The sequence below is a fragment of the Streptomyces neyagawaensis genome, from assembly GCF_023516595.1.
Taxonomy (GTDB): domain Bacteria; phylum Actinomycetota; class Actinomycetes; order Streptomycetales; family Streptomycetaceae; genus Streptomyces; species Streptomyces neyagawaensis.
The window spans coordinates 1-22776 of the sequence record NZ_JAMGBG010000126.1; the positions used below are offsets into that span (position 1 = coordinate 1).

The 22776-nt window shown below is 72.6% G+C and carries 24 protein-coding genes; 13 read left to right on the forward strand and 11 right to left on the reverse strand.

What is annotated here, in order from left to right; all coding sequences use genetic code 11:
- Positions 1-724, forward strand: a 724-nt coding sequence (locus M8J73_RS36245; RefSeq protein WP_249829564.1) for an HAD-IA family hydrolase, incomplete at its 5' end; no start/stop codon positions are given.
- Here the strand turns inward: M8J73_RS36245 and M8J73_RS36250 are convergent.
- Positions 710-1483, reverse strand: coding sequence for a sulfite exporter TauE/SafE family protein (locus M8J73_RS36250; protein WP_055543402.1), 774 nt, complete (start codon positions 1481-1483; stop codon positions 710-712). The genes M8J73_RS36245 and M8J73_RS36250 overlap by 15 nt on opposite strands.
- A 773-nt stretch (positions 1484-2256) precedes the next feature.
- Between M8J73_RS36250 and M8J73_RS36255 the strand changes: the two genes are divergently transcribed.
- The 4 genes from M8J73_RS36255 (at position 2257) to M8J73_RS36270 (ending at position 4360) form a co-directional block, all read left to right on the forward strand.
- Entirely contained in the window at positions 2257-3066 is an 810-nt protein-coding gene (locus tag M8J73_RS36255) for an alpha/beta hydrolase (RefSeq protein ID WP_249829565.1), read from the forward strand.
- Between the two features lie 108 nt (positions 3067-3174).
- The gene (locus M8J73_RS36260) at positions 3175-3477 is read left to right on the forward strand and encodes a WhiB family transcriptional regulator (protein WP_055717376.1); all 303 of its coding nucleotides are present in this window, start codon (positions 3175-3177) and stop codon (positions 3475-3477) included.
- A 21-nt stretch (positions 3478-3498) separates the two neighbouring features.
- Entirely contained in the window at positions 3499-3984 is a 486-nt protein-coding gene (locus M8J73_RS36265) for a Dps family protein (protein ID WP_055542263.1), read from the forward strand.
- A gap of 49 nt (positions 3985-4033) precedes the next feature.
- Entirely contained in the window at positions 4034-4360 is a 327-nt protein-coding gene (locus tag M8J73_RS36270; protein WP_055542262.1) for a DUF3140 domain-containing protein, read from the forward strand.
- Between the two features lie 80 nt (positions 4361-4440).
- On the opposite strand, the gene M8J73_RS36275 is transcribed toward M8J73_RS36270, so the two are convergent.
- From M8J73_RS36275 to M8J73_RS36310, 10 genes are all read right to left on the reverse strand, one after another.
- Positions 4441-5799, reverse strand: a complete 1359-nt coding sequence (locus M8J73_RS36275) for an NtaA/DmoA family FMN-dependent monooxygenase (RefSeq protein WP_055542261.1) — start codon at positions 5797-5799, stop codon at positions 4441-4443.
- Between the two features lie 19 nt (positions 5800-5818).
- Positions 5819-7084 (reverse strand): LLM class flavin-dependent oxidoreductase, encoded by a 1266-nt coding sequence (locus tag M8J73_RS36280; protein WP_249829566.1) that lies wholly within the window; start codon positions 7082-7084, stop codon positions 5819-5821.
- A gap of 78 nt (positions 7085-7162) precedes the next feature.
- Complete coding sequence (locus tag M8J73_RS45650) at positions 7163-7309, reverse strand: putative leader peptide (protein WP_372504082.1); 147 nt, start codon at positions 7307-7309, stop codon at positions 7163-7165.
- Positions 7306-8145: a GNAT family N-acetyltransferase gene (locus M8J73_RS36285; protein ID WP_249829567.1), complete on the reverse strand. Its 840-nt coding sequence runs from the start codon at positions 8143-8145 to the stop codon at positions 7306-7308. The genes M8J73_RS45650 and M8J73_RS36285 overlap by 4 nt, the downstream gene beginning before the upstream one ends.
- A gap of 52 nt (positions 8146-8197) precedes the next feature.
- Positions 8198-9226, reverse strand: a complete 1029-nt coding sequence (locus M8J73_RS36290; RefSeq protein ID WP_249829568.1) for an ABC transporter substrate-binding protein — start codon at positions 9224-9226, stop codon at positions 8198-8200.
- Between the two features lie 158 nt (positions 9227-9384).
- Positions 9385-10221, reverse strand: coding sequence for an amino acid ABC transporter ATP-binding protein (locus M8J73_RS36295; protein WP_249829569.1), 837 nt, complete (start codon positions 10219-10221; stop codon positions 9385-9387).
- Positions 10218-11201, reverse strand: a complete 984-nt coding sequence (locus tag M8J73_RS36300; RefSeq protein WP_249829570.1) for an amino acid ABC transporter permease — start codon at positions 11199-11201, stop codon at positions 10218-10220. Before M8J73_RS36300 ends, M8J73_RS36295 begins: the two co-directional genes overlap by 4 nt.
- Before the next feature lie 402 nt (positions 11202-11603).
- The gene (locus tag M8J73_RS36305; protein ID WP_055543142.1) at positions 11604-12524 is read right to left on the reverse strand and encodes a glutathione S-transferase C-terminal domain-containing protein; all 921 of its coding nucleotides are present in this window, start codon (positions 12522-12524) and stop codon (positions 11604-11606) included.
- A gap of 121 nt (positions 12525-12645) precedes the next feature.
- Positions 12646-12738 (reverse strand): putative leader peptide, encoded by a 93-nt coding sequence (locus tag M8J73_RS45655; protein WP_338056521.1) that lies wholly within the window; start codon positions 12736-12738, stop codon positions 12646-12648.
- Positions 12739-12878: 140 nt separating this feature from the next.
- Entirely contained in the window at positions 12879-14735 is a 1857-nt protein-coding gene (locus tag M8J73_RS36310) for a glycoside hydrolase family 15 protein (protein WP_249829571.1), read from the reverse strand.
- Between the two features lie 379 nt (positions 14736-15114).
- Here M8J73_RS36310 and M8J73_RS36315 point away from each other — a divergent pair, with 379 nt between their 5' ends.
- The 8 genes from M8J73_RS36315 (at position 15115) to M8J73_RS36350 (ending at position 22634) form a co-directional block, all read left to right on the forward strand.
- Entirely contained in the window at positions 15115-16095 is a 981-nt protein-coding gene (locus tag M8J73_RS36315; protein ID WP_055542826.1) for a GNAT family N-acetyltransferase, read from the forward strand.
- 73 nt (positions 16096-16168) lie between these two features.
- Positions 16169-17335: an NAD(P)/FAD-dependent oxidoreductase gene (locus M8J73_RS36320; protein ID WP_249829572.1), complete on the forward strand. Its 1167-nt coding sequence runs from the start codon at positions 16169-16171 to the stop codon at positions 17333-17335.
- The gene (locus tag M8J73_RS36325; RefSeq protein ID WP_249829573.1) at positions 17332-17631 is read left to right on the forward strand and encodes a (2Fe-2S)-binding protein; all 300 of its coding nucleotides are present in this window, start codon (positions 17332-17334) and stop codon (positions 17629-17631) included. Before M8J73_RS36320 ends, M8J73_RS36325 begins: the two co-directional genes overlap by 4 nt.
- Positions 17621-19165, forward strand: a complete 1545-nt coding sequence (locus M8J73_RS36330; protein ID WP_055541161.1) for an FAD-dependent oxidoreductase — start codon at positions 17621-17623, stop codon at positions 19163-19165. The genes M8J73_RS36325 and M8J73_RS36330 overlap by 11 nt, the downstream gene beginning before the upstream one ends.
- 128 nt (positions 19166-19293) lie before the next feature.
- Positions 19294-20220, forward strand: a complete 927-nt coding sequence (locus tag M8J73_RS36335) for a dihydrodipicolinate synthase family protein (protein WP_055541162.1) — start codon at positions 19294-19296, stop codon at positions 20218-20220.
- Between the two features lie 42 nt (positions 20221-20262).
- Complete coding sequence (locus M8J73_RS36340; RefSeq protein WP_055541163.1) at positions 20263-21264, forward strand: proline racemase family protein; 1002 nt, start codon at positions 20263-20265, stop codon at positions 21262-21264.
- Between the two features lie 42 nt (positions 21265-21306).
- A complete protein-coding gene (locus M8J73_RS36345) occupies positions 21307-22020 on the forward strand; it encodes a GntR family transcriptional regulator (protein ID WP_055541165.1) in 714 nt (237 codons plus the stop codon).
- A gap of 86 nt (positions 22021-22106) precedes the next feature.
- The gene (locus M8J73_RS36350; protein ID WP_055541164.1) at positions 22107-22634 is read left to right on the forward strand and encodes an NUDIX hydrolase family protein; all 528 of its coding nucleotides are present in this window, start codon (positions 22107-22109) and stop codon (positions 22632-22634) included.
- Positions 22635-22776 lie beyond the last annotated feature (142 nt).

The window sequence follows — 22776 nt, forward strand, 5'->3', positions numbered from 1 at the left end:
GCTGGTGACCAACACGACGTCCCGGACGCGGGCGTCGATCGCCGGGGTCCTGACCGGCGCCGGGTTCCCCGTGACGGCCGACGACATCCTGACCGCGCCGACCGTGACCGCCGCGTACCTCGCCCGGCACTGCCCGGGGGCACGCTGCGCGCTGCTGAACAGCGGTGACGACATCCGGGAGGACCTCACCGGCGTGCGGCTGACCGGCGACGACGACACGGACGTGGCCGCGGACGGGGACGGGGACCGGGGCGTCGACGTGGTGATCGTCGGCGGGGCGGGGCCCGGTTTCGACTACGCGGCGCTCAACCGGGCCTTCGGTCGGCTTCAGCGCGGGGCCCGGCTGGTCGCGATGCACCGCAATCTGTACTGGCGGACGGACGAGGGCCTCCAACTGGACTCGGGGGCGTTCCTCGTCGGGCTGGAGCGGGCGGCGCGCACGGAGGCCGAGATCACGGGCAAGCCGTCCGCCGCGTTCTTCGAGGCGGCGCTGGCGCACCTCGGCGTCGCGGCCGGGGACGCGCTGATGGTCGGGGACGACATCGAGTCGGACGTACTGGCGGCGCAGCGGGCCGGCATCACCGGTGTGCTCGTCAGGACCGGGAAGTACCTGCCGGAGACCCATCGCGCCGCGAGCGGCAGCCCCGACCACGTGGTGGACTCGTTCGCGGATCTGCCCGCGCTGCTGGGGCTCGGCGACGGGACGCCGTCAGCGCAGCAGTAGCTGGAGGCCGCCCAGGACCGTCGCCGCGATCACCAGTTGCTCGAACAGCCGCTGGTTGATGCGGTGCACCGCCCACTTGCCGAGCAGGGCGCCCGGCACCACGAACAGGGCGAGCGCCGCGTCCAGCAACAGGGAGGGGCCGTCGATGAGGCCGAGGCCCACGCTGAAGGGGACCTTGGAGACGTTGACGATCAGGAAGAAGAACGCCGACGTGCCGAGGAAGCCGAGCTTGCGGAAGCCGGCCGACAGCAGATACATCGACATCACGGGGCCGCCGGCGTTCGCGACCATGGTGGTGAAGCCGCCGAGGACGCCGTACGAGCGGGCCTTGACGCGGCCGGCGCGGGTGGTGACGGAGTCGGGTTCGTCGTCCTGGTCGGCGGTGCGGCGGCGCCACACCGTGACCGCCGTCATCAGCAGGAGGATCGCGCCGATCGAGGTCCGTACGACCTGGTCGTCGGCCCACATCAGGAACAGCGTGCCGAACACGACGCCGGCGCCGACCGCGGGGAAGAGCCGCCACAGGGTGGGCCAGTGGGCGTGCCGACGGTAGGTCAGCACGGCGAGGACGTCCCCGACGATGAGGATCGGCAGGAGGACACCGGTCGAGGCGCGGGCCGGCAGCACGGCCGCGAAGATCGCGAGGCTGACGGTGTTGGCGCCGCTCACGGCGGTCTTGGAGAAGCCGACGAGGAGGGCGGCGAAGGCGAGGGCGCCGAACTCGGCCGGGGACAGGTGCCAGAGAGTCATCGTGTTCATGCGGAGACCGATGCTATGCGCACCTAACGGCCCCCGACAGGACCGTCTCGCCTGTCGGCCCTGAGCGGGGCGGGGGTGGGGTGGGGACGGGTCGGGCAGAGCGGAGCAGGGCGCGGGCCAGGCTGTGAGGGAGGCGCGGGCGCGCGGAGCGGGAGGCGCGGGCGAGCGGAGCGGGGTGGTGGGCGCGCGGAGCGGGGGTGGGCCGAAAAAGCGGATGGGTGGGGCGAGATAGCCGGGCGGGGGCGGGCGGGCCTGGCGGGACGGGACGGCCAAGGCCCGGGGCCGGGGCCGGGGCGGGCGGGTTGCGCGAGACGAGCCGGTCGAGGCGTGCGAGGCGGGGGTGAGCGGGGTGAGCCGGGCGGGGTGTTACGAGGCGGGGGCGAGCGATCCGGGCGAGATGAGCCGGGCGGGGGCGAGCGATCCGGGCGAGATGAGCCGGGCGGGGGCGGGCGGGCCTGGCGGGACGGGACGGCCAGGGCCCGGGCCCGGGGCCGGGGCCGGGGCCGGGGCGGGCGGGTTGGGCGAGACGAGCCGGTCGAGGCGTGCGAGATGGGGGCGAGCGGGATGAGCCGGGCCGGGTGTACGAGGCGAGGGCGAGCGATCCGGGCGGGATGAGCCCGGCGGAGGCTTGCGGGGTTGCGGCGGTTGTGCGGGCGTCCGAGTCGGCCTGGGGGCGGCCGGTTCGGGGTGGGGTGTTGATCGGCCCATGGACCGGGGGCGGGTGGGGTGGCAAGATCCACCGGGTTACCTTCATCGACGCAGCTGGAGGAGTCATGGCCGACTCGCGGGAGCACGCCTTCGCCGGTACCCGGGGTGGTGTCACCGCACGCGAGTGGCCGCGCGAGGGGGCGCGGTACGTGGCGCTGCTGGTCCACGGCTACGGCGAGCACATCGGCCGGTACGAGCATGTGGCGGACGCCCTCGTCGCCCATGGCGCGGCCGTGTTCGGCCCGGACCACATGGGGCACGGCAGGTCGGCGGGCGAGCGGGTGCTGATCGAGGACTTCGAGGACGTCGTCACCGATGTGCGCGCGGTGGAGGAGCTGGCCCGCGCCGCGTACCCGGGACTGCCGGTGGTGCTGATCGGCCACTCGATGGGCGGTCTGATCGCCGCCCGGTACGCGCAGCGGTACGGCGCCGGGCTGGCCGCTCTCGTGCTGTCCGGCCCGGTGATCGGTGACTGGAAGGCGGTGTGGGCGCTCCTCGCTCCGCCGGAGGTGCCCGAGGTGCCGCTCGACCCGAAGCAGTTGTCGCGGGATCCGGCGGTCGGCGCCGCGTACGCGAACGATCCGCAGGTGTGGCACGGCCCGTTCAAGCGGCCGACGTTGGAGGCCTTCGCACGCACCCTGGAGACCATCTCCGCGAACGGCAGCGTCGGGGCGCTGCCGCTGCTGTGGGTGCACGGCGACGACGACCGGATCGTGCCGCTGGCCGGCAGCCGCATCGGCGTCGAGGAGTTGCGCGGCGCCGTGTGGGTGGAGCGGGTGTACCCGGGCGCCCGGCACGAGGTGTTCAACGAGACGAACCGGGGCGAAGTCCTCGCGGACGTCAAGGAGTTCGTGGACGGCGTGCTCGCCGGCTGAGGCACGGGCGAGGTCCGGTGGGCGGGCGCGCGGGGGATGTGGAAGGCCCGCGTCCACCGCTGTGGCATGCCGCGTTTTCCCCCATGCGTCCTGGGCACCCGGCCCCGCATGGAGTGGTTGCGGCAAGCGGCCTGCGTGGGCGAGGACCCCGAGTTGTTCTTCCCCGTGGGCACGACAGGACCGGCGCTCGACGACATCGAGGCCGCCAAGCGCGTCTGTGCCCGGTGCCCCGTGCTGCGCGAGTGTCTGCATTGGGCGCTCGGCAGCGGGCAGACGTCCGGCGTGTGGGGCGGCATGTGCGAAGCGGAACGCACCGCACTGCTCCGCACGGCCGGGAGCGTCGAGGCGGCCCGGCACGAAGCGCTGGCGCGGCACGGGGCGACGCGCCATGAAGCGATGACACGCCATTGATGCGATGAGGAGTTTCACCTGATGACGATAGTGAGGAGCACCCTGCCCGAGTCGGCTCTCCGGGTGACCGGGGACGCGCTGCAGGAGACCCTGATCGACCTGCTGGGGCTGTCTCTGATCGGCAAGCAGGCCCACTGGAACATCGTGGGCCCGAGGTTCCGTTCGATCCACCTCCAGTTGGACGAGGTGGTCTCCACCGCGCGGTCGTACTCCGACCAGGTCGCCGAACGCGCGGCGGCGCTCGGTATCGCGCCCGACGGCCGCCCCGAGACGGTCGCGGCCCGGTTCGCCCTGCCGGGCACCAAGGAGGGCTGGCTCCGGGACAACGACGTCGTGCGGCTCCTGGTGGAGGCGCTGACGACCGCGATCGGCCGCCTGCGGGAGCGTATCGAGGCGACCGAGGAGGCGGACAAGGTGTCGCAGGATCTGCTGATCTCCCTCACCGCCGAGCTGGAGAAGCAGCGCTGGATGTTCGAGGCGGAGAACTGGCCGCGCGAGAACGCCTGAGCGCACGCCCCGCGGCCGTACGCGAGCACGAGCAGCTAAGGGGGCTGCGATGACCGACGCCCTGGAACGGGACGCGCTGTGGGACGAGTTCCACCGCGTGGTGAACATGACCTCGCAGGAGCTGGAGGTCTGGCTCCAGAGCCGGTACGCCGACGAGGCGGCCGAGGCGCTGCCCGAGCAGCCCGGCTCCCCCAGCGGCCGGCAGGTGCTGGAGATCCTTCAGAAACGGCGCGTGGACCTCACCGAGGACGACTTCCAGGTGATGTACGGGGTCGTGGACTCGGTGAACGCGCAACGGGAGCAGGAGCCGGACGCGGACGGGACGCACCGCCGCCACCGGTTGATGACGCTGGGACACGACCCGCTCCGGGCGTAGCCGCTGTCCCTGCCACTGCCGTCCCCGTCCCCACCGGCGGCGCCCGCGAGAGCGCGGGCGCCGCCTCGGCGTGCCCGGCGTCAGGGACCGGTGGGGCCGGGGGTGTCCAGGCCCAGGTGGTCCCGGAGGGTCGTGCCCTCGTAGTCGGCGCGGAAGACGCCCTGTTCCTGGAGGAGGGGGACGACCCGGTCGGCGAAGACGTCGAGGCCGGTCGGGGTGATGTGGGGGACGAGGATGAAGCCGTCGGCGGCGTCGGACTGGACGTAGTCGTTGATGGTTTTGGCGACCGTGGCCGGGGAGCCCACGAAGTTCTGCCGGTTGCCGGTCTCGATGACGAGATCGCGGATGGACCAGTTGTTCGCGGCGGCCAGCTCGCGCCAGGCGCGGGCTGTGGCGAGCGGGTCGCGGTACATGCGGACCTGGGCGCGGCCCTGGGAGATGTGGGTGCCGTCGACGTCGGGGTCGATGTCGGGGAGCGGGCCCTCCGGGTCGTAGGCGGAGAGGTCCCGGTTCCAGACGAACTCCAGGTGCTTGAGGGCGGTGGCGCCGCTGACCTGTTGCCGGCGCACCTCCTTGGCGAGTTCCTCGGCCTCGGCGTCGGTGTCGCCGAGGACGAAGCTCGCGGCGGGCAGGATGAGCAGTTGGTCGGGGCGGCGGCCGTAGGCGGCGAGGCGCCTCTTGACGTCGGTGTAGAACGCCTGGCCAGCGTCGAGGGTGGCGTGTCGGCTGAAGATGGCGTCGGCGCCCGCCGCGGCGAACTCGCGGCCCTCGTCGGAGTCGCCCGCCTGGAAGATCACCGGGCGGCCCTGCGGGGAGCGCGGCACGTTGAAGCGGCCCTCGATGTCGAAGTGCTGCCCGGTGTGGACGAAGGCCCCGGCCTTGGCGTCGCTCAGGAACGTCCCGGTCTCCTGGTCGGCGACGATCTCGTCCCCCTGCCAGGAGTCGAAGAGTTCGTTCGCGGTGGCGAGGAACTCCTTGGCCCGTGAGTAGCGCTCCTCCTGCGGCAGGAAGCCGCCCCGGCGGAAGTTCTCGCCGGTGAAGGCGTCCCAGGAGGTGACGACGTTCCAGGCGGCGCGCCCGGCGGAGAGGTGGTCGAGGCTCGCGAACTGGCGGGCCACCTCGTACGGTTCGTTGAAGGTGGAGTTGATGGTGCCGGTGAGTCCGAGGCGTTCGGTGACCGCGGCGAGCGCGGCGAGGACGGTGAAGGTGTCGGGGCGGCCGACGACGTCCAGGTCGTAGATCTTCCCGCCCTGTTCGCGCAGGCGCAGCCCTTCCGCGAGGAACAGGAAGTCGAACTTGGCGCGTTCGGCGGTCCGCGCGAAGTGCGCGAAGGAGCTGAACTCGATGTGGCTGCCGGCCTCGGGGTCGCTCCACACGGTGGTGTTGTTGACGCCGGGGAAGTGCGCGGCCAGATGGATCTGCTTCAGCGGCTTGCTCATGTCGTACGGTCCCTCCGGCTCAGGCAGTCGCGATGGGGGTCGCCCCGGGCTCGCGCGAAGTCGAGAGCTGGGGGGAGTAGCGGTTGGCGGGGCGGGGCAGGCCCAGCAGTCCGCGCAGGGTGTCGGCCTCGTAGGCGCGCCGGAAGGCGTTCCGCCGCTGGAGTTCGGGTACCAGGCCCCGGGTGATGGCGGGGAGGTCGTGGCTGGCGACGGCGGGCCGCAGCCGGAAGCCGGTGAGGCCGGACTCCCCCAACTCCAGCAGGAGATCGGCGAGTTGTTGCGGTGTTCCGGTGAAGATTCGGGCGTCGCTCGTGTAGGGGCCGCCGTCCAGGTCGTCGAGGCGTGCGCGGCGGTCCCGGGCGGCCTCCGGGGTGTCGTCGAGGAAGACGACGAGGTCGCCGAAGAGGTGCAGGGTCTCGTCGGCCCGGCCCGCCTCGGCCTGGGCGGCGCGGACCTCGGTGACCTGGGCGCGGGCGTCGTCGGCGTCCTCGGGGGTGAGGTAGCCGAGGTCGGCGGAGCGGGCCAGGAGCCGGAAGGGGGCGCCGGTGGGGTGGCGGTGGGCGAGGGCGCTGACGATCGGCTGGCCCTGCGGCGGGCGGGGCGTGATCGAGGGGCCCTTGACCTTGAAGTGGGCGCCCTCGAAGTCGATGTAGTGCAGCTTGTCGCGGTCGATGAACCGTCCGGTGGCGACGTCCCGGATCTCGGCGTCGTCCTCCCAGCTGTCCCAGAGGCGCCGGACGACCTCGACATGGTCCGCCGCCTCGTCGAAGAGGTCGGTGACGAGCTGCCGGACGACCGGGTCGGTGGGGTTCCTGACGTCGTCGGGGTCCAACGGGGGGAAGGCGCGGCGGCCGAAATGGGCGGCCTCGTTCCGGCGGGCCGTCACCTGGACGCGCAGGCCGGCGCGTCCGGTGCTCACGTAGTCGAGGGTGGCGACGGCCTTGGAGATGTGGAACGGCTCGGTGTGGGTGGCCACCACGGTCGGGACGATCCCGATGTGCCGGGTGAGCGGGGCGACGCGGGCGGCGACGAGGACGGCGTCCAGTCGGCCGCGTACCTGGTCGGTGCGGTCGTCGGGCTCCGTGAGGTGCGAGGACTGCGGGCCGAGCCCGTCCTCGATCGTGACGAGGTCGAGCAGCCCGCGCTCGGCCTCGGCGACCAGGTCCGCCCAGTACCCGGCGGAGAACAGGTCCCGGGGGCGGGCCACCGGCTCACGCCAGGCCGCCGGGTGCCAGCCGGCGCCGTCCAGGGCGACGGCGAGGTGCAGAGGAGAAGAAGGGGACACGGAGGGTGCCTTCCTGGAGGTCCGTTGGAGAGCGCCGGCCCGCGGCGGCGCGGGACAGGGCGGAGCTGGGGCGACGGGTCAGGAGCGACAGAGCGCGCCGGCCACGCGCTGGAGGTCGATGTGCGGCCGGGAGTGAAGGTGGACGGCGTGCGGCGCACGGAGCACGGCCGTCACCTCCCTCGTCCGGGCGCGCGAGGGCGCCGCGCGGATCGCCTCGCCCCTCACAACACCGCCGCCTCGGGGGCTGTTCCCGGACTGCGGACCGAGACGATCGTGGAGCGGCGGCGCACGGTGAAGCCGAGCGACTCGTAGAGCCGGACGGCGGAGGTGTTGTCGGCGGCGGAGTGCAGGAACGGGGTGTCGCCGCGGTCGCGGATGCCCGCGGCGACCGCGCGGACCAGGCGGGTGGCGAGGCCCCGGCCCCGGTACGCCGGGTCGGTGCAGACGGCGCTGATCTCGGTCCAGCCGGGCGGACGGATCCTCCCCCAGCCTTCGGCCGGGGGGACCCCCATCTCGCTTCGCTCGCCCGCCATGGCGATCAGCCGGCCGCCGTCCCGGATGCCGAGATAGGTGCCCAGTTCGACCGTCCGCTTCAGGAAGGGGCCGGGTTTGGTGCGGGCGACGAGGTCCAGGATCTCGGGGACGTCGGCGGGCCCGAGCCGTTCCGCCTCGGGGTCGGGCTCCGCCCGCAGCCCGTTGTCCACGAGTTGGACGCCCTGTCCGCCGCCGAGGATCTCCCAGCCGTCGGGGACCTCGTCGACCGGCTTGACCCGTACGACGGCTCCCGCGCCGACGAGCGTGCGCAGGTCGGCCCAGGCGGCCGGGTCCCGGGGGTCGGCGAGGGCGGCGAAGGCGTAGACGTCGTCGGGGTAGCGGGCCGCGCCGCCGACCCATTCCGCGAAGGCGGCGTGGGGGCCGGTGAGGGCGGACCAGACAGCGTTGTCGAGGACGTCGGTCCGGGCGGGGCCGGTGGACGGGGACGGGGTGAGGGTGAACGGGGTCGGAGACGGGGTGAGGGTGGGCAGGGCTCCGCCTCCGTGGGTGTCGGTGTGCAGGGCCACGGGGGCGGAGTCCTTTCGTCAGGCCACGGGGATGTGGCGCGGTGAGGGAGCGTCAGGAGTTGGTGAGGGGCAGGCCGGGCGGGTTGACCTCGGACTTCTCGACCGCCTCGTTGGAGAGGTTCCAGGCCTTCAGCCACTTGGCGTACTGGCCGTTCTCGATGAGGTGGTTGATGGCCGCGGCGAGGGGCTCGGCGAGGCCGCTGTCCTTCTTGGCGGTCGCCGCGATCAGGCCCTGGAGGGTCTCTCCGGCGCCGGAGAACTGGCCCGCGATCCGGGTCGCCTGCGGCGTGTTCGCCGTCTTGGCGGCGTGGTAGGAGAGGTTCGGGCTGGGCCCGAAGTAGGCGTCTGTCTTGCCGCTGTTGAGGGCGAGGTAGAGGCTGTTGTTCTCCTGGAAGTACTTGACGGTGAGGGGCTTGGCGCCCTCCTTCGCCAGCTTCGCCTTCCACTCCAGGAGGATCTTCTCCTGGTTGGTGCCGTTGCCGACGGAGACCGTCTTCCCGGCGAGCTTGCGGTAGTCGCCGCCGAAGTTCCAGTCGCTGTCCTTCCTCACCTCGAAGGCGAGGTCGTCCTTGCGGTAGGAGGCGAACTCGTACTTCTTCTTGCGCTCCTCGGTGTCGGTGACATTGGAGAAGGCCACGTCGACCTTGCCGCTGTCGAGGCCGATGAAGAGGTTCTCCCAGGTGGACTGGCGCACCTCGGGTTCGAGGCCGAGGACGGCGGCGACCAGTCTGCCGAAGTCGGGCTCGGAGCCGGTGAGCGTCTTCTGGTCGTCGCCGATGAAGCCGAGCGGCGGGCTGCCGGAGGGCAGGGTGCCGGAGCCGATGACGAGCTTGCCGCGCTTCTTGACGGCGGCGGGCAGGCGGTCGCTGATGGACTTCACCTCGGAGACCTTCAGGGTGGTCTCGGTGGCGGCGCCGTTGGAGAGCCGGCCCACGGTGAGCGTGCCCGCGCTGTCCTTCCCTGTCTTGGTGGCGGCGTCGCTGTCTCCCCCGCAGGCGCTGAGTCCGGCGGCGAGGGTGACGGCGGCGGTCGTCGCGGTGATGCCGCGCAGCAGGCTGCGCCGGGAGAACTGGGTGGGCATGGCTGTCCTTGTCGTTCGGTTCCACGCGGGTGGAAGGAAGGTGTCGGATGGTGCGGGGTGTGGGGGACTCTGGTGTGGGGGTGTGGGGGTGTGGGGGTGTGGGGGTGTGGGGGGAAGCTGTGGTGTCCGTTCGCGGGCTCTGGGCGTCGGCGCCCGGCTCAGAGGACCTTGGCGAGGAAGTCCCTGGTGCGTTCGTGGCGCGGCCGGTCCAGGACCTCGGAGGGCGGGCCCTGTTCGACGATGCGTCCGCCGTCGATGAAGACGACCCGGTCGGCGATCTCCCGGGCGAAGCCGATCTCGTGAGTGACGATCACCAGCGTGGTGCCGGTCCTCGCCAGGTCCTTGATGACGGTGAGGACCTCACCGACGAGTTCGGGGTCGAGGGCGGAGGTGGGTTCGTCGAAGAGGATGACACCGGGCCGCAGCGCGAGGGCGCGGGCGATGGCCACACGCTGCTGCTGACCGCCGGACAACTGCCGTGGGTAGGCGTCGGCCTTGTCGGCGAGGCCGACCCGGTCCAGCAGTTCGCGGGCGAGTTCCCGGGCCTGTTCCCCGCCGAGCCTCCCGGTCGCGACGGGGGCGGCGGCCACATTGTCGAGGACGGTCAGGTGCGGGAAGAGATTGAAGTTCTGGAAGACGAAGCCGATACGGCTGCGCTGGGCGAGGATGGTCCGCTCGTTCAGCTCCTTGAGCCGGTCGCCGTGCCTGCGGACGCCGATCAGTTCGCCGTTGACGCTGACATGGCCGATCTCCGGCTTCTCCAGATGGTTGATGACCCGGAGCAGGGTCGACTTGCCGGAGCCGGACGGGCCGAGGATCACGGTGACCTCGCCGGGCCGCACGGTCAGGTCCACGCCGTTGAGGACCCGGTGGGTGCCGTACCACTTGTGCACATCGCGCACCTCGACGGCGGCGGGCGCGGGTCGGGTGAGTTCGGTGTCCCCCGGAGCGGCGTCGGCGGTTTCGTGGGCGAGTTCGGTGGACCCGGCGGTCATACGGCGGCCTCCCTGCGGATGCGGGCGCGCAGCTCGGTGAGGCCGGCCCGCAGCTTCTGCAACGGTGTCGGCGGCAGGGTGCGGGTGGCGCCCCGGGCGTAGTACCGCTCGACGTAGAACTGGATGACGGAGACGACGCTGGTGAGGATCAGGTACCAGGCGGTGACGACCAGCAGCAGCGGCACGATGTCGCCGGGGTAGGTGGCGCCCATGGTCTGCGCGGTGCCGAACAGGTCGAGCAGGGAGACGTAGAAGACGAGCGAGGTGCTCTTGACCAGGCCGATCAGCTGGTTGACGTAGTTGGGGGTGATGGAGCGCAGGGCCTGCGGGAAGACGATCCTGCGGAACTGGTAGCGCTTCGGCAGGCCGAGAGCGGATGCCGCCTCGTGCTGGCCCTGGTCGACGGAGAGGATGCCGCCGCGTACCACTTCGGCGGCGTACGCCGCCTCGTTGAGGCTGAGGCCGATGACGGCGACGACCATGTCGGTGGCGAGCCGTGACTCGTCGAAGGCGAGGAAGGCCGGCCCGAAGGGGACACCGAGGCTGAGCGTCCTGTAGAGGGCGCTGAAGTTGTACAGGAACAGCAGGACCACGATCAGCGGGATCGAACGCAGCGCCCAGATGTAGACCCAGCTGACGGCACGCAGGACGGGGCTCGTCGAGAGGCGGGCGAGGGCGAGCAGGATGCCGCCGAGCAGGCCCAGCACCGCGCTGTAGACGGTGACTTCGAGGGTGACGAGCAGTCCGTCGAGGATCGTGGGCCGGAAGAACCAGTAGCCGAAGCGGTCCCACTGGTAGAAGGGGTTGGACACCAGTCCGTGGACGAACTGGGCCGCGAGGACCAGGACGACCGCGGTCGCGATCCAGCGGCCGGGACGGCGCAGCGGCAGAACGCGCTGCGCCGCCGGCTCCTTTGACGGGGTGTCGGCGGGCGGTGGCGCCTCGGCGACGGACACGGCGGCGCCTGGGGGTTCACTCATCGTGAGCTCCGGAGAGTGTGGGAAACCCCGGGGCGACGCAGGCGACTTCGGGCCGCGCGACGGACAGGAGCCGCTCGGCGGGGACAGGAAGACGCAACGGATGCGCACGGCACCGGGGCTGGCGGAAGGGCGGGGCGGACCGCGGAGCGGCGCCTCAGGGGTTCAGTGAACCGTCAGCCTCGACGGAGGTACGGCACTAGGCCGTACGACGTGCGCTACACAGTGCGCTGTTGACCCGGAGCAGATCGACGGCGCGGTCGGCGCAGAGCGGCACGCAACCGTGGCGCCGCCAAGCGGCCGGCCTCGGGGTTGCGTACATGTTCGTCACCATCGTTCTTCCGGCCCCGGTGGGCCTCGCGCTCTTCGGGTGGCCGTAAGTAACGCAGGCCCGGTACGGCTCTGTCAATGTTCGTCCACACCCTGGGACGCTTGTCCGTCAGCCGATACGGGCTGGTGGGGGACGTGGGAGGCCCAGTCGAGGATCTGTACGGCGGCTCCGGCGGCCTCCAGGCCCTGGCACTGGGCGTGGTGCCTGCGGGCGATGCCGTCGAGGTCGAGACGGGGGCCGAAAGCGGGGTGGGCGGTCAGTCGGCGCGCGTACGCCCACAGGTGCGGGTGGTCGGCGACGCGGTGCACGGCGGAGGCGTCCAGGTGCCAGCGGTGCACGGTGTCGAGGCGTACCAGGCTGGTCCACAACTCGACGTCGGCGGCGGTGAGTCGGTCGCCGAGGACGTACTCCTGCCGGGCGAGGCGGGCATCGAGCGAGCGCAGGGTGCGCAGGAGGGAGCCGAGCGCGTCCCGGCGTACCGCGTCGTCGGTGTCGGCCTGTCCGGCGCGTTGCGCGGCGGCGTCGATGCCCTGTGCGCAGAGCCGGGTGACGCCTTCGATCTCCGCCTCGGCGTCCCGCGGGTACAGCTCGGGGCGGCCGCCGCCGAAGCGGCGGGCGAGGTCGCGCATGATGTCCGGGGCGTGGGTGCTGACGATGCGTCCGGACCAGTCGTCGCTGAGGACCGGCGCGGTGGCCGCCCCGGAGTAGCGGTGGGCGCTGGCCTCGTACAGGGGGCGCAGCTCGGAGTGTTCGCCGTCGGGTCCGTCGGGGACGGCGGGCAGGAGGGTGACGGGGCAGACGTCCGCGAGCCCGAGGAGGCCGTGCACGACGGCGATGCGCAGGGCGCCGGGACAGGACAGCGAAAGATGCAGCCGGTAGCGGCGCGGGACGGCGTAGTGACCGCTGCGGGCGTCACAGCCGATCCGCCCCCGGAAGACGGGCTGCGGCCGCTGCGTCGGAACGGCGTTCAGTGCGTGGACGGACAGGGCGGACATGGGTCTCCCAGGGGTCGCGGGGTACACGGGGCGGATCGGTGCACGGGCGTACTGAACGACGGCTGCGCGCGCGGGCGGGCGTACGCGTCCTCGTCGACGGCGGGCGCGGCGAAGCGCCGGTTCAGCCGGCGGGGTGGGTCGCGCTGGAGACGCGCAGCAGGTCGATGTGACGGCGGGAGGTCAGTAGAAGGGACTGCCGGCGTGTGCGTCGCACACGAGTCACCACCGGCTCCAGGCGCCCCATCATTCCCTACCTGTTCACTAGGAAATACCCTTCATGGAGTGTCGATCCCGTCTCGGCCCGCGTCAAGTGGGTGTCCGAGGAGCGGTCGCCGGGCTGAGTCGGCACCACGGTCACCCCTCCCCCGGGGCCGGCGGCGCCTCGGGGTTGCCGCGGCGGGCGTGGGGGGCGTGCCGGTCGAGTTCGTAGGCGACCCGGATGAGGGGCACATGGGTGAACGCCTGCGGGAAGTTGCCGAGTTGGCGCCGGGCGCGGGGGTCGTACTCCTCGGCGAGCAGCCCGACGTCGTTGCGCAGGTCGAGCAGCCTCTCGTACAGGGCGCGGGCCTCGTCCTCGCGGCCGATCGACAGCAGGGCGTCCGCGAGCCAGAAGGAGCAGGCGAGGAAGGTGCCCTCACCGCCGGTGAGGCCGTCCGGGGCGTCGGGGCCGCCCGCGGAGTAGCGGGCGACGAGGCCGTCGGCGAGGAGTTCGCGGCGTACCGCCTCCACGGTGCCGACGACGCGGGGGTCGTCGGGCGGCAGGAACCCGGTCTGCGGGATCTGGAGCAGGGCGGCGTCGAGTTCGAGGGAGCCGTACGACTGGGTGAAGGTGCCCCGGTCGGGGTCGAAGGCGCGCTCGCACACCTCGCGGTGGATACGGTCCCGGATCCGGCGCCAGTGCTCCACGGGGCCGGGGCGGTCGTGCGCCTCCGCGAGGCGGACCGCCCGGTCGAAGGCGACCCAGCACATCACCTTGGAGTGGGTGTAGTGGCGGGGGGTGCCGCGCATCTCCCAAAGGCCCTGGTCGGGCAGGGTCCACGCCTGCTCCAGATGGTCGAGGAGGACCGCCTGGAGGTCGACAAGGTGGCGGCGCGGGCGCAGTCCGCAGCCGATGGACAGATGGATGGTCTCCATGACCTCGCCGGGCACGTCGAGCTGGCGTTGGGCCGCGGCGGCGTTGCCGATCCGCACCGGGCGCGACCCCTCGTACCCCGGCAGCCAGTCGGCCTCCCATTCGGTGAGCCGCCGCTCCCCGGCGATGCCGTACATGATCTGCGCGTCCTCGGGGCGGCCCGCGAGGGCCCGGGCCAGCCAGCCGCGCCAGGCGTCCGCCTCGGCGGTGAACCCGCTGCGCAGCAGCGCCTCCAGCGCCATCCCGGCGTCACGCAGCCAGCAGTAGCGGTAGTCCCAGTTGCGGACGCCGCCGATCTCCTCGGGCAGGGAGGTGGTCGGGGCGGCGACGATGCCGCCGGTCGGCTCGTACGTGAGGGCCTTGAGGGTGATGAGCGACCGGGCGACGGCGTCGCGGTAGGGGCCGTCGTACGTCAGACGGCGCAGCCACAGCCGCCAGTACGTGTCCGTGGCGGCCAGCGCGTCGAAGGCGTCGACGGGATCGGAGGCCGGCAGGTGGGAGGGGCGCCAGACCAGCACGAAAGGGACGCGCTCGCCGGGGGTGACGCGGAAGGCGGCGCGGTGGGAGGTGCCGTGGGCGGTGAGCCGGACGGGGGTGCCGAGCCAGACCGCGTCGGGCCCGGCGATACCGGTCAGCTGCCCGTCCTTGCGTCGCATCCACGGCAGCACCCGGCCGTAGTCGAAGCGCAGCCGCAGCTCCATGCGCATGTCCACGGTGCCGGACAGGCCCTCGACGATCCGTACGACGCAGGGGGCGTCCTCGCCGCGCGGCGGCATGAAGTCGGTGACCAGGGCGCGCCCGGAGGGGGTTTCCCACTCCGTCTCCAGGATCAGCGTGTCGTCCCGGTAGCGGCGTCGGGCCACCGCGTCGGCCTCTTCGGCGGGGGCGACGCGCCAGCGGCCGTTGTCCTCGTCGCCGAGCAGGGCGGCGAAGCAGGCGGGTGAGTCGAAACGGGGGAGGCAGAGCCAGTCGATGCTGCCGTCCTTGGCGACCAGGGCCGCGGTGAGGAGGTCGCCGATCAGGGCGTAGTCCTCGATGGCGCTGGGTCCCGACCGCGCGCCGGGGGCGTGTCCTGGCATGGGGTCAGTGTCGGGGCGGTCGAGACCGGGGGCATGCGGGGCGGAGCGTTCGAGTTGCCGGGGTGGGGCGGGGTGGCTCGTCGAAGGAGGGGGAGCGTTTCGAGGCGAGGGTGGCGTGTCGGGCGGGGCGAGGGGGGCATGTCGGGCGGGGCGAGGGTGACGTGTCGAGGCAGGGGTGGGTCGGGGGCGCGGGCGGGTGCCCGGGGACGGAGGCGGAGGCGGAGGTGCTCTCGCCCCCTCCTCCCTCCCCCGGTCGGCCGGTCAGCCGGTCGTCGGGGAGCGAGCGGAGTCCGTGCCTGCCGTGCGGCGGCCACGCTGTCGTTCGCCCGGTGGTCGGGGCCGTGGTGCGATGGAAGTGGGGGCGGAAAGGAGAGCGAGCATGTCCGCAGCTCAGCGAAACGGTGGTATCTCCTCCGTGGTGGTCCGTCCGCTGGTCGAGCCGGACCTGGATCGGGCCGATCAGATCTTCAGGGTCGCCTTCGGGACCTTCCTCGGGTTCCCCGAGCCGGAGACGTTCTTCGGGACCGCCGACTACGTCCGCACCCGCTGGGCGGCAGATCCGCGCGCGGCCTTCGCGGCGACCGTCGAGGGCGAGGTCGTCGGGACGAACTTCGCCGCCGACTGGGGCAGCGTCGGGTACTTCGGCCCGCTGACCGTACGTCCGGACCTGTGGGACCAGGGCATCGGCAGGCGCCTGATGGAACCGGTCATGGCCTGCTTCGACACCTGGGGGAGCCGCCATCTCGGCCTGTTCACGTTCTCGCACAGTCCCAAGCACCTGGAGCTCTACCGCCGGTACGGCTTCTGGCCCCGCTTTCTGACCGCCATCATGAAGAAGCAGGTCACCGCCCCAGCCGCGGTTCCCGGCCGTCTGCTGTACGGCGAGCTGACCGCCGTCGAGCGGACCGACGCGCAGAGTCTTTGCCGCGCGCTGACGGAGTCCGTGTTCGAGGGCCTGAGCCTGGAGCGCGAGATCGTCGCCACGCAGGCGCAGGGTCTCGGGGACACCATCCTTCTTGAGGGCGCCGGTTCCGGCTCCGGACTCGACGGTCTGGCCGTCTGTCACTGTGGAGCGGGGTCGGAGGCCGGTGAGGACGTGTGCTTCGTCAAGTTCGGCGCCGTACGCCCCGGCCCGGGCGCGGCGGACCGGTTCGGACGCCTGCTGGACGCGTGCGAGCAACTGGCCGCCGAGAAGGGGCTGGGACAACTGGACGCCGGGACGAACCTGGCCCGCGAGGACGCCTACCGGCGTATGGCCGACCGTGGTTTCCGCACCTGGTTGCAGGGCGTGACCATGCACAGGCCCAACGAATCCGGCTACAGCCACCCGGACGCCTACGTGATCGACGACTGGCGCTGAGCCCGCCCAAGCCCACCGCCGTGCCCGGCTTCGCGGTATTCCGGGCCGGAGCGCCATGTGACATAGTACTGGCGTGACCGAGCGACTGACCTGCGACGTCGTGGTGGTGGGAGCGGGGATGGTGGGCGCGGCCTGTGCCCTGTACGCGGCGCGGGCAGGGCTGGACGTGACCGTGGTGGACCGCGGGCCGGTGGCCGGTGGCACCACCGGTGCGGGCGAGGGCAACCTCCTCGTCTCCGACAAGGAACCCGGTCCCGAACTCGAACTCGCCCTCCTCTCGAACCGCTTGTGGACAGAACTGGCCTCCGAACCCGGCCTCGGGACGGCCTTCGAGTACGACCCGAAGGGCGGGCTCGTCGTCGCCTCGACACCGGAAGGGCTCGCCGCCCTGGAGACGTTCGCGGCCGGGCAGCGAACCGCCGGGGTCGCGGCGGAGACCGTCACCGCCGGACAACTTCAGGAACTGGAGCCGGAGTTGGCGCCCGGCCTCGTCGGCGGCGTGTACTACCCGCAGGACGCCCAGGTCATGCCGACCCTGGCCGCGGCCCACCTCGTACGGGCTTCGGGGGCCCGCCTCCTCACCGGCCGCACGGTGACCGGGGTGTTGCGCTCGCCCGACGGGGCCGTACGCGGCGTACGCACCGACCGGGGCGAGATCCACGCCCCGGCCGTGGTGAACGCCGCCGGCACCTGGGGCGGCGAGGTGGCCGCGCTCGCCGGGGTTCACCTCCCCGTTCTCCCCCGGCGCGGATTCGTCCTCGTCACCGAACCGCTCCCGCCCCTGGTGCGGCACAAGGTGTACGCCGCCGACTACGTGGCCGACGTGGCCAGCGACTCGGCGGCGCTCCAGACCTCCCCGGTCGTCGAGGGCACGGCGGCCGGGCCGGTGCTCATCGGGGCGAGCCGGGAGCGGGTCGGTTTCGACCGGTCGTTCTCGCTGCCCGTGGTGCGGGCGCTGGCGGCGGGCGCGACCCGGTTGTTCCCGTTCCTGGAGCGGGTGCGCGCGATGCGGACGTACGTCGGGTTCCGGCCGTACATGCCCGACCATCTGCCCGCGATCGGGCCGGACCCGCGGGTGCCGGGGCTGTTCCACGCGTGCGGCCACGAGGGGGCGGGCATCGGACTCGCCACCGGGACGGGGCAGTTGATCGCCCAGGTGCTCGGCGGCAGGGCACCGGACCTGGATCTCACGCCGTTCCGCCCGGACCGGTTCGCCGTCCATGAGGAGGCCGCGGGATGAATCCGTTGGAGTTGGCGGACGCCGAACCGGGGCCCGCCTTCGGCGTCACCCTCGACGGCCGCGAACTGAAGGCGCTCCCCGGTCAGACGGTCGCGGCGGTGCTCTGGACGGCCGGGGTGACCTCCTGGCGCACCACCCGCGGCGAGGGCCGGCCGCGCGGGGTGTTCTGCGGGATCGGCGTCTGCTTCGACTGTCTGGTGACCGTCAACGACCGCCCCAACCAACGGGCTTGTCTGGTGCCTGTCCGGCCGGGGGACGTGATCCGCACGCAGGAGGGGACGGGGCATGGGCACTGAACCGGTCGGGCCGCGCGGCGGACCGTCGCCGCGCCTCGCGATCGTCGGCGCGGGACCGGCCGGCCTCGCCGCGGCGCTGGCGGCTGCCGGGCGGGGCGTCCATGTGACGGTGATCGACTCCGCGGAGGCACCCGGCGGCCAGTTCTACCGGCAGCCCGCCGCGGCGCTCGGGGCACGACGCCCGCAGGCGCTCCACCACCAGTGGCGGACCTGGCGGCGGCTGCGCGACGGCCTCGAACGGCACATCGCCGCCGGGAACATCACCCATCTCCCCGAGCACCACGTGTGGTGCGTGGAGCGGAGGTCTGACGGGACGCCAGGGCAACGGCCCTCCGCCGCCACCGACCGCTTCACCGTGCACGCGCTGCTCGGCCCCGGCCAGGAGGAACCCGTCGAGGTGCGGGCCGACGCCGTCGTGCTCGCTACCGGCGGCTACGAGAAAGTGCTGCCCTTCCCCGGCTGGACCCTGCCGGGCGTGGTCACCGCCGGGGGCGCGCAGGCCATGCTGAAGGGCGGGCTCGTGGTGTCCGGCCGTACGGCGGTCGTCGCCGGGACCGGCCCGTTGCTGCTGCCAGTGGCCACCGGGCTCGCGGCGGCCGGTGTCAGGGTGGCCGCGCTGGTCGAGTCCGCCGACCCCAAGGCGCTCGTCCGGCGGGCGGGGACGCTCGCGGGCCGGGTCGACAAGCTGGCCGAAGGGGCCGGGTACGCCGTGGAGTTGCTGCGCCGCCGGGTGCGGACCCTCGTACGTCACACCGTGGTCGAGGCGCACGGCACCGACCGGCTGGAGGCCGTGACCGTCGCCGCGCTGGACGCCGAGGGGCGGGTCCGGCCCGGCAGTGAGCGGCGCATCCCCTGCGACACGCTGGCCGTCGGGCACGGCATGGTCCCGCACACCGACCTCGCCGAGTCCCTGGGCTGCCGTGTCGACGCCGACGGCATGAGCGTGGCCGTCGACGACGAGCAGCGCACCGATGTGCCGGGCGTCTGGGCGGCGGGCGAGGCCACCGGGATCGGCGGCGCGGCCCTGTCCCTGGCCGAGGGCCATGTCGCCGGGCGGTCGGCGGCGGCCCGGCTCCGGGGCCGGGAGCCGGATCCGCGGGAGTGGGCGGCCGCGGCCGCGTCCCGTACGCGACTGCGGGAGTTCTTCGCCGCGCTCGACACCGTGTACGTGCCGCCGGCGCACTGGGCGGAGCAGGTCACCGACGACACGGTGGTGTGCCGATGCGAGGAGGTCACCGCCGGGGCGGTTCGCGAGGCCGTCGGGGTACTCGGGGCCGGGGACATCCGCACGGTGAAGCTGCTCACCAGGGCCGGGATGGGCTGGTGCCAGGGGCGGATGTGCGGACCGGCGGTCGCGGGGCTCGCCGGGTGCGCGGAGGCGGTGACCCGACGACCGTTCGCACGCCCCGTACCGCTCGGCGTGCTGGCGCGGGCCGGGGAGACCGGGGAGCCGGGAAGGGCGCCCGTGGAGTCCGGGGAACCGGGAGGGCTGCCCGTGGAGACCGAGGGTCGGGGAGGGCCGGCCGTGAAGTGAGCAGTCGCCGGGAAGCCGCCCGTCCGAAACCGTCGCGAAGCCGCCCGTCCAAACCGTCGAGAAGCCGCCCTTACGACTCGTCCGAAACATCGTCAGTACCATGTCACATCCCATGGAGGGACCCGCAGATGACCACTTCCGCGCGCTCGACCGGCACCGGCAACCGCACCAGCAACCGCCCCTGGCGCGGTGTCCTCGTCGCCACCGCACTCCCCCTCCGCGACGATCTGTCCGTGGACTACGACAAGTACGCCGAGCACTGTGCCTGGCTGGTCGAGAACGGCTGTGACGGTGTCGTACCGAACGGTTCCCTCGGCGAGTACCAGGTGCTGACGCCCGAGGAGCGGGCGCGGGTCGTGGAGACGGCCGTCTCGGCGATCGGCGGCTCGCGGGTGATGCCGGGGGTCGCCGCGTACGGCTCCGCCGAGTCCCGCCGCTGGGCCGAGCAGGCGCGGGACGCGGGCTGCGCGTCGGTGATGCTGCTCCCGCCGAACGCCTACCGCGCCGACGAGCGTTCGGTGCTGGCGCACTACGAGGAGGTCGCGAAGGCGGGCGTGCCCGTCGTGGCGTACAACAACCCCATCGACACCAAGGTCGACCTGGTCCCGGAGCTGCTGGCGAAGCTGCACGGCGAGGGGTACATCCGGGCCGTGAAGGAGTTCTCCGGGGATGTGCGCCGGGCTTACCAACTGGCTGAACTCGCCCCTGAACTGGACCTGTTGATCGGCGCCGACGACGTACTGCTGGAGCTCGCGCTGGCGGGCGCCAAGGGCTGGGTCGCCGGGTACCCGAACGCGCTGCCCGCGGCGACCGTGGAGTTGTACCACGCGGCGGTGGACGGGGACCTCGCGACGGCGAAGGCGCTGTACGAGCAGTTGCACCCGCTGCTGCGCTGGGACTCGAAGGTCGAGTTCGTGCAGGCCATCAAGCTGTCCATGGACATCGTGGGCCGGCACGGCGGGCGCTGCCGGCCGCCGCGCGTGGAGCTGCTGCCGGAGCAGGAGGCCGTGATCCGGTCCGCCACCGAGAAGGCCGTCGCCGCCGGGCTCGCGTGACGCGCGCGGAAGCGGACGGAGAGTGGAAGAAGGAGAACGGTCATGCGCAGCAAGCTCGTCCTGCACGCCGTCGACTCGCACACGGAGGGCATGCCGACCCGGGTGATCACCGGCGGGATCGGCACCATCCCCGGTACGACCATGAACGAACGGCGGCTGTGGTTCCGTGAACACCGGGACGACGTCAAGCAGTTGCTGATGAACGAGCCGCGCGGGCACGCGGCGATGAGCGGTGCGATCCTCCAGCCGCCGACCCGCCCCGACTGCGACTGGGGTGTGGTCTACATCGAGGTCTCCGGCTATCTGCCCATGTGCGGCCACGGCACGATCGGGGTGGCGACGGTCCTCGTCGAGACCGGCATGGTCGAGGTCGTCGAGCCCGTCACGACCATCCGTCTCGACACCCCGGCCGGGCTCGTCGTCGCCGAGGTGGCGGTGGAGGACGGCGCGGCGAAGGCGGTCACCCTGCGGAACGTGCCGTCGTTCTCCGTCGGCCTCGACCGCCGGATCACCCTGGCCGACGGGCGGACGGTCACCTACGACCTGGCGTACGGCGGGAACTTCTACGCCATCCTGCCGCTGGAGGAGTTCGGGCTGCCCTTCGACCGCTCCCGCAAGGACGACATCCTCCGCGCGGGCCTCGACCTGATCGACGCCATCAACGCCGAGGAGGAACCCGTCCACCCCGAGGACCCGTCCATCCACGGCGTGCACCACGTCCATCTGTACGCGCCCGGCGCCACCGCCCGGCACTCACGGCACGCGATGGCCATCCACCCCGGCTGGTTCGACCGCTCGCCCTGCGGTACGGGCACCAGTGCACGCATGGCACAACTGCACGCGCGGGGCGAACTCCCGCTGCACACCGAGTTCGTGAACGAGTCCTTCATCGGCACCCGGTTCACCGGACGGCTCCTCGGCGAGACCGAGGTGGCCGGGGTCCCGGCCGTGATGCCCAGTTTCACGGGCCGCGCCTGGATCACCGGCACGGCCCAGTATCTGCTCGACCCGACCGACCCGTTCCCCTCCGGATTCGTCCTCTAGGATTCCGGGCTCCAGGACTCCAGGAGAGACCGCATGTCCCCCATGGCCCCGCAGCGCACCGGCTCCACCTCCCAAGCCCCGGGCGCCGCTCCCCCGACGCCCGTCCTGCCGGTGCTCGGCGGCAAGAAGAGCAGCTACCGGGAACGGGTCGCCGACGCGCTGCGGGCCGCGCTGATCGCCGGTGAGCTGCGGCCGGGCCAGGTGTACTCCGCGCCCGCGCTCGCCGCCCGCTTCGGTGTCTCGGCCACCCCGGTCCGCGAGGCCATGCTGGACCTGGCCAAGGAGGGCCTGGTCGACACCGTGCCCAACAAGGGCTTCCGGGTCACCGCCGTGACCGAGAAGCAGCTCGACGAGTACACCCAGATCCGCTCGCTGATCGAGATCCCGACCACCGTCGCCCTGGCCCGGACCGCCGACCCCGTCTCCCTGGAGGCGCTGCGGCCCGCCGCGCGGGAGATCGTGGCCGCCGCGGCCGCCGGGGACCTCATCGCGTACGTGGAGGCCGACACCCGCTTCCACCTCGGTCTGCTGGCCCTCGCGGGCAACGGGCATCTGGTCGAGGTGGTCGGCGACCTGCGCAAACGCTCCCGGCTGTACGGGCTGACCGCGCTCGTCGAGGCGGGCCGTCTCCTGGCTTCCGCGCAGGAGCACCTGGAACTCCTCGACGCCCTTCTCGACCGCGACGAGGACGCCGTCCGGACGGTGATGACCCGCCATCTCGGACATGTCCGGGGCCAGTGGGCCGCCCACGGCTGAGCGGTGGACGACACGGGCGCACCGCATGTGATCGGCGCTACGCCCACACCAGGTGACGTTGAAAGTATGATCGGCCAATGTCTGACATGACCGAAACCACGCCTGGCTGGCTGACGTCCGACGAACTCGAATCGGCGCGCGCCCGTATGCCGATCCTGTACGTCGAGGCCGTGCCCGTGCGCGTCGACGACAGCGGCGAAGTCACCAGCATCGGCCTGCTGCTGCGCATCGGCCCGGACGGAACGGTCAGCCGCACGCTGGTGTCCGGCCGCGTGATGCACCACGAGCGGGTACGCGACGCGCTCCTGCGCCATCTGGAGAAGGACCTCGGCCCGGTGGCACTGCCCCGGGTCCCGGCCTCGCTGCAGCCCTTCACGGTCGCCGAGTACTTCCCGACGCAGGGCATCACGCCGTTCCACGACCCCCGGCAGCACGCGGTGGCGCTCGCGTACATCGTCCCTGTGTCCGGCGACTGCCGTCCCCGGCAGGACGCGCTCGACCTGGTGTGGTTCAGCCCGCAGGAGGCCGCGTCGCCGTCGGTCCAGAGCGAGATGCCGGGCGGCCAGGGAGTCCTGCTGAAGCAGGCCCTCGCCCACGTCGGCTGCGTGTCCTAGAAGGCTCATGAAGATCTTGGGTTCTGGCCCTGCCGCGTCAGCGGCAGGGCCAGACTCGTCTTGTGGCGATGGGTGAGTGGGTCGGCGAGACGGTCGGGCCAGACGTGTGGGAGACGTGCCGGGGTCTGATCCCGGCCGGGAG

Coding starts and splice junctions, on each gene's coding strand:
- M8J73_RS36345 (WP_055541165.1), top strand. CDS start 21,307: ATGGCCCCGCAGCGCACCGGCTCCACCTCCCAAGCCCCGGGCGCCGCT.
- M8J73_RS36315 (WP_055542826.1), top strand. CDS start 15,115: ATGTCCGCAGCTCAGCGAAACGGTGGTATCTCCTCCGTGGTGGTCCGT.
- M8J73_RS36290 (WP_249829568.1), bottom strand. CDS start 9,226: ATGCCCACCCAGTTCTCCCGGCGCAGCCTGCTGCGCGGCATCACCGCG.
- M8J73_RS36295 (WP_249829569.1), bottom strand. CDS start 10,221: ATGACCGCCGGGTCCACCGAACTCGCCCACGAAACCGCCGACGCCGCT.
- M8J73_RS36310 (WP_249829571.1), bottom strand. CDS start 14,735: ATGCCAGGACACGCCCCCGGCGCGCGGTCGGGACCCAGCGCCATCGAG.
- M8J73_RS36305 (WP_055543142.1), bottom strand. CDS start 12,524: ATGTCCGCCCTGTCCGTCCACGCACTGAACGCCGTTCCGACGCAGCGG.
- M8J73_RS36275 (WP_055542261.1), bottom strand. CDS start 5,799: ATGAGCAAGCCGCTGAAGCAGATCCATCTGGCCGCGCACTTCCCCGGC.
- M8J73_RS36260 (WP_055717376.1), top strand. CDS start 3,175: ATGGAGTGGTTGCGGCAAGCGGCCTGCGTGGGCGAGGACCCCGAGTTG.
- M8J73_RS36340 (WP_055541163.1), top strand. CDS start 20,263: ATGCGCAGCAAGCTCGTCCTGCACGCCGTCGACTCGCACACGGAGGGC.
- M8J73_RS36250 (WP_055543402.1), bottom strand. CDS start 1,483: ATGAACACGATGACTCTCTGGCACCTGTCCCCGGCCGAGTTCGGCGCC.
- M8J73_RS36300 (WP_249829570.1), bottom strand. CDS start 11,201: ATGAGTGAACCCCCAGGCGCCGCCGTGTCCGTCGCCGAGGCGCCACCG.
- M8J73_RS36255 (WP_249829565.1), top strand. CDS start 2,257: ATGGCCGACTCGCGGGAGCACGCCTTCGCCGGTACCCGGGGTGGTGTC.
- M8J73_RS36265 (WP_055542263.1), top strand. CDS start 3,499: ATGACGATAGTGAGGAGCACCCTGCCCGAGTCGGCTCTCCGGGTGACC.
- M8J73_RS36335 (WP_055541162.1), top strand. CDS start 19,294: ATGACCACTTCCGCGCGCTCGACCGGCACCGGCAACCGCACCAGCAAC.
- M8J73_RS36350 (WP_055541164.1), top strand. CDS start 22,107: ATGACCGAAACCACGCCTGGCTGGCTGACGTCCGACGAACTCGAATCG.
- M8J73_RS36330 (WP_055541161.1), top strand. CDS start 17,621: ATGGGCACTGAACCGGTCGGGCCGCGCGGCGGACCGTCGCCGCGCCTC.
- M8J73_RS36325 (WP_249829573.1), top strand. CDS start 17,332: ATGAATCCGTTGGAGTTGGCGGACGCCGAACCGGGGCCCGCCTTCGGC.
- M8J73_RS36270 (WP_055542262.1), top strand. CDS start 4,034: ATGACCGACGCCCTGGAACGGGACGCGCTGTGGGACGAGTTCCACCGC.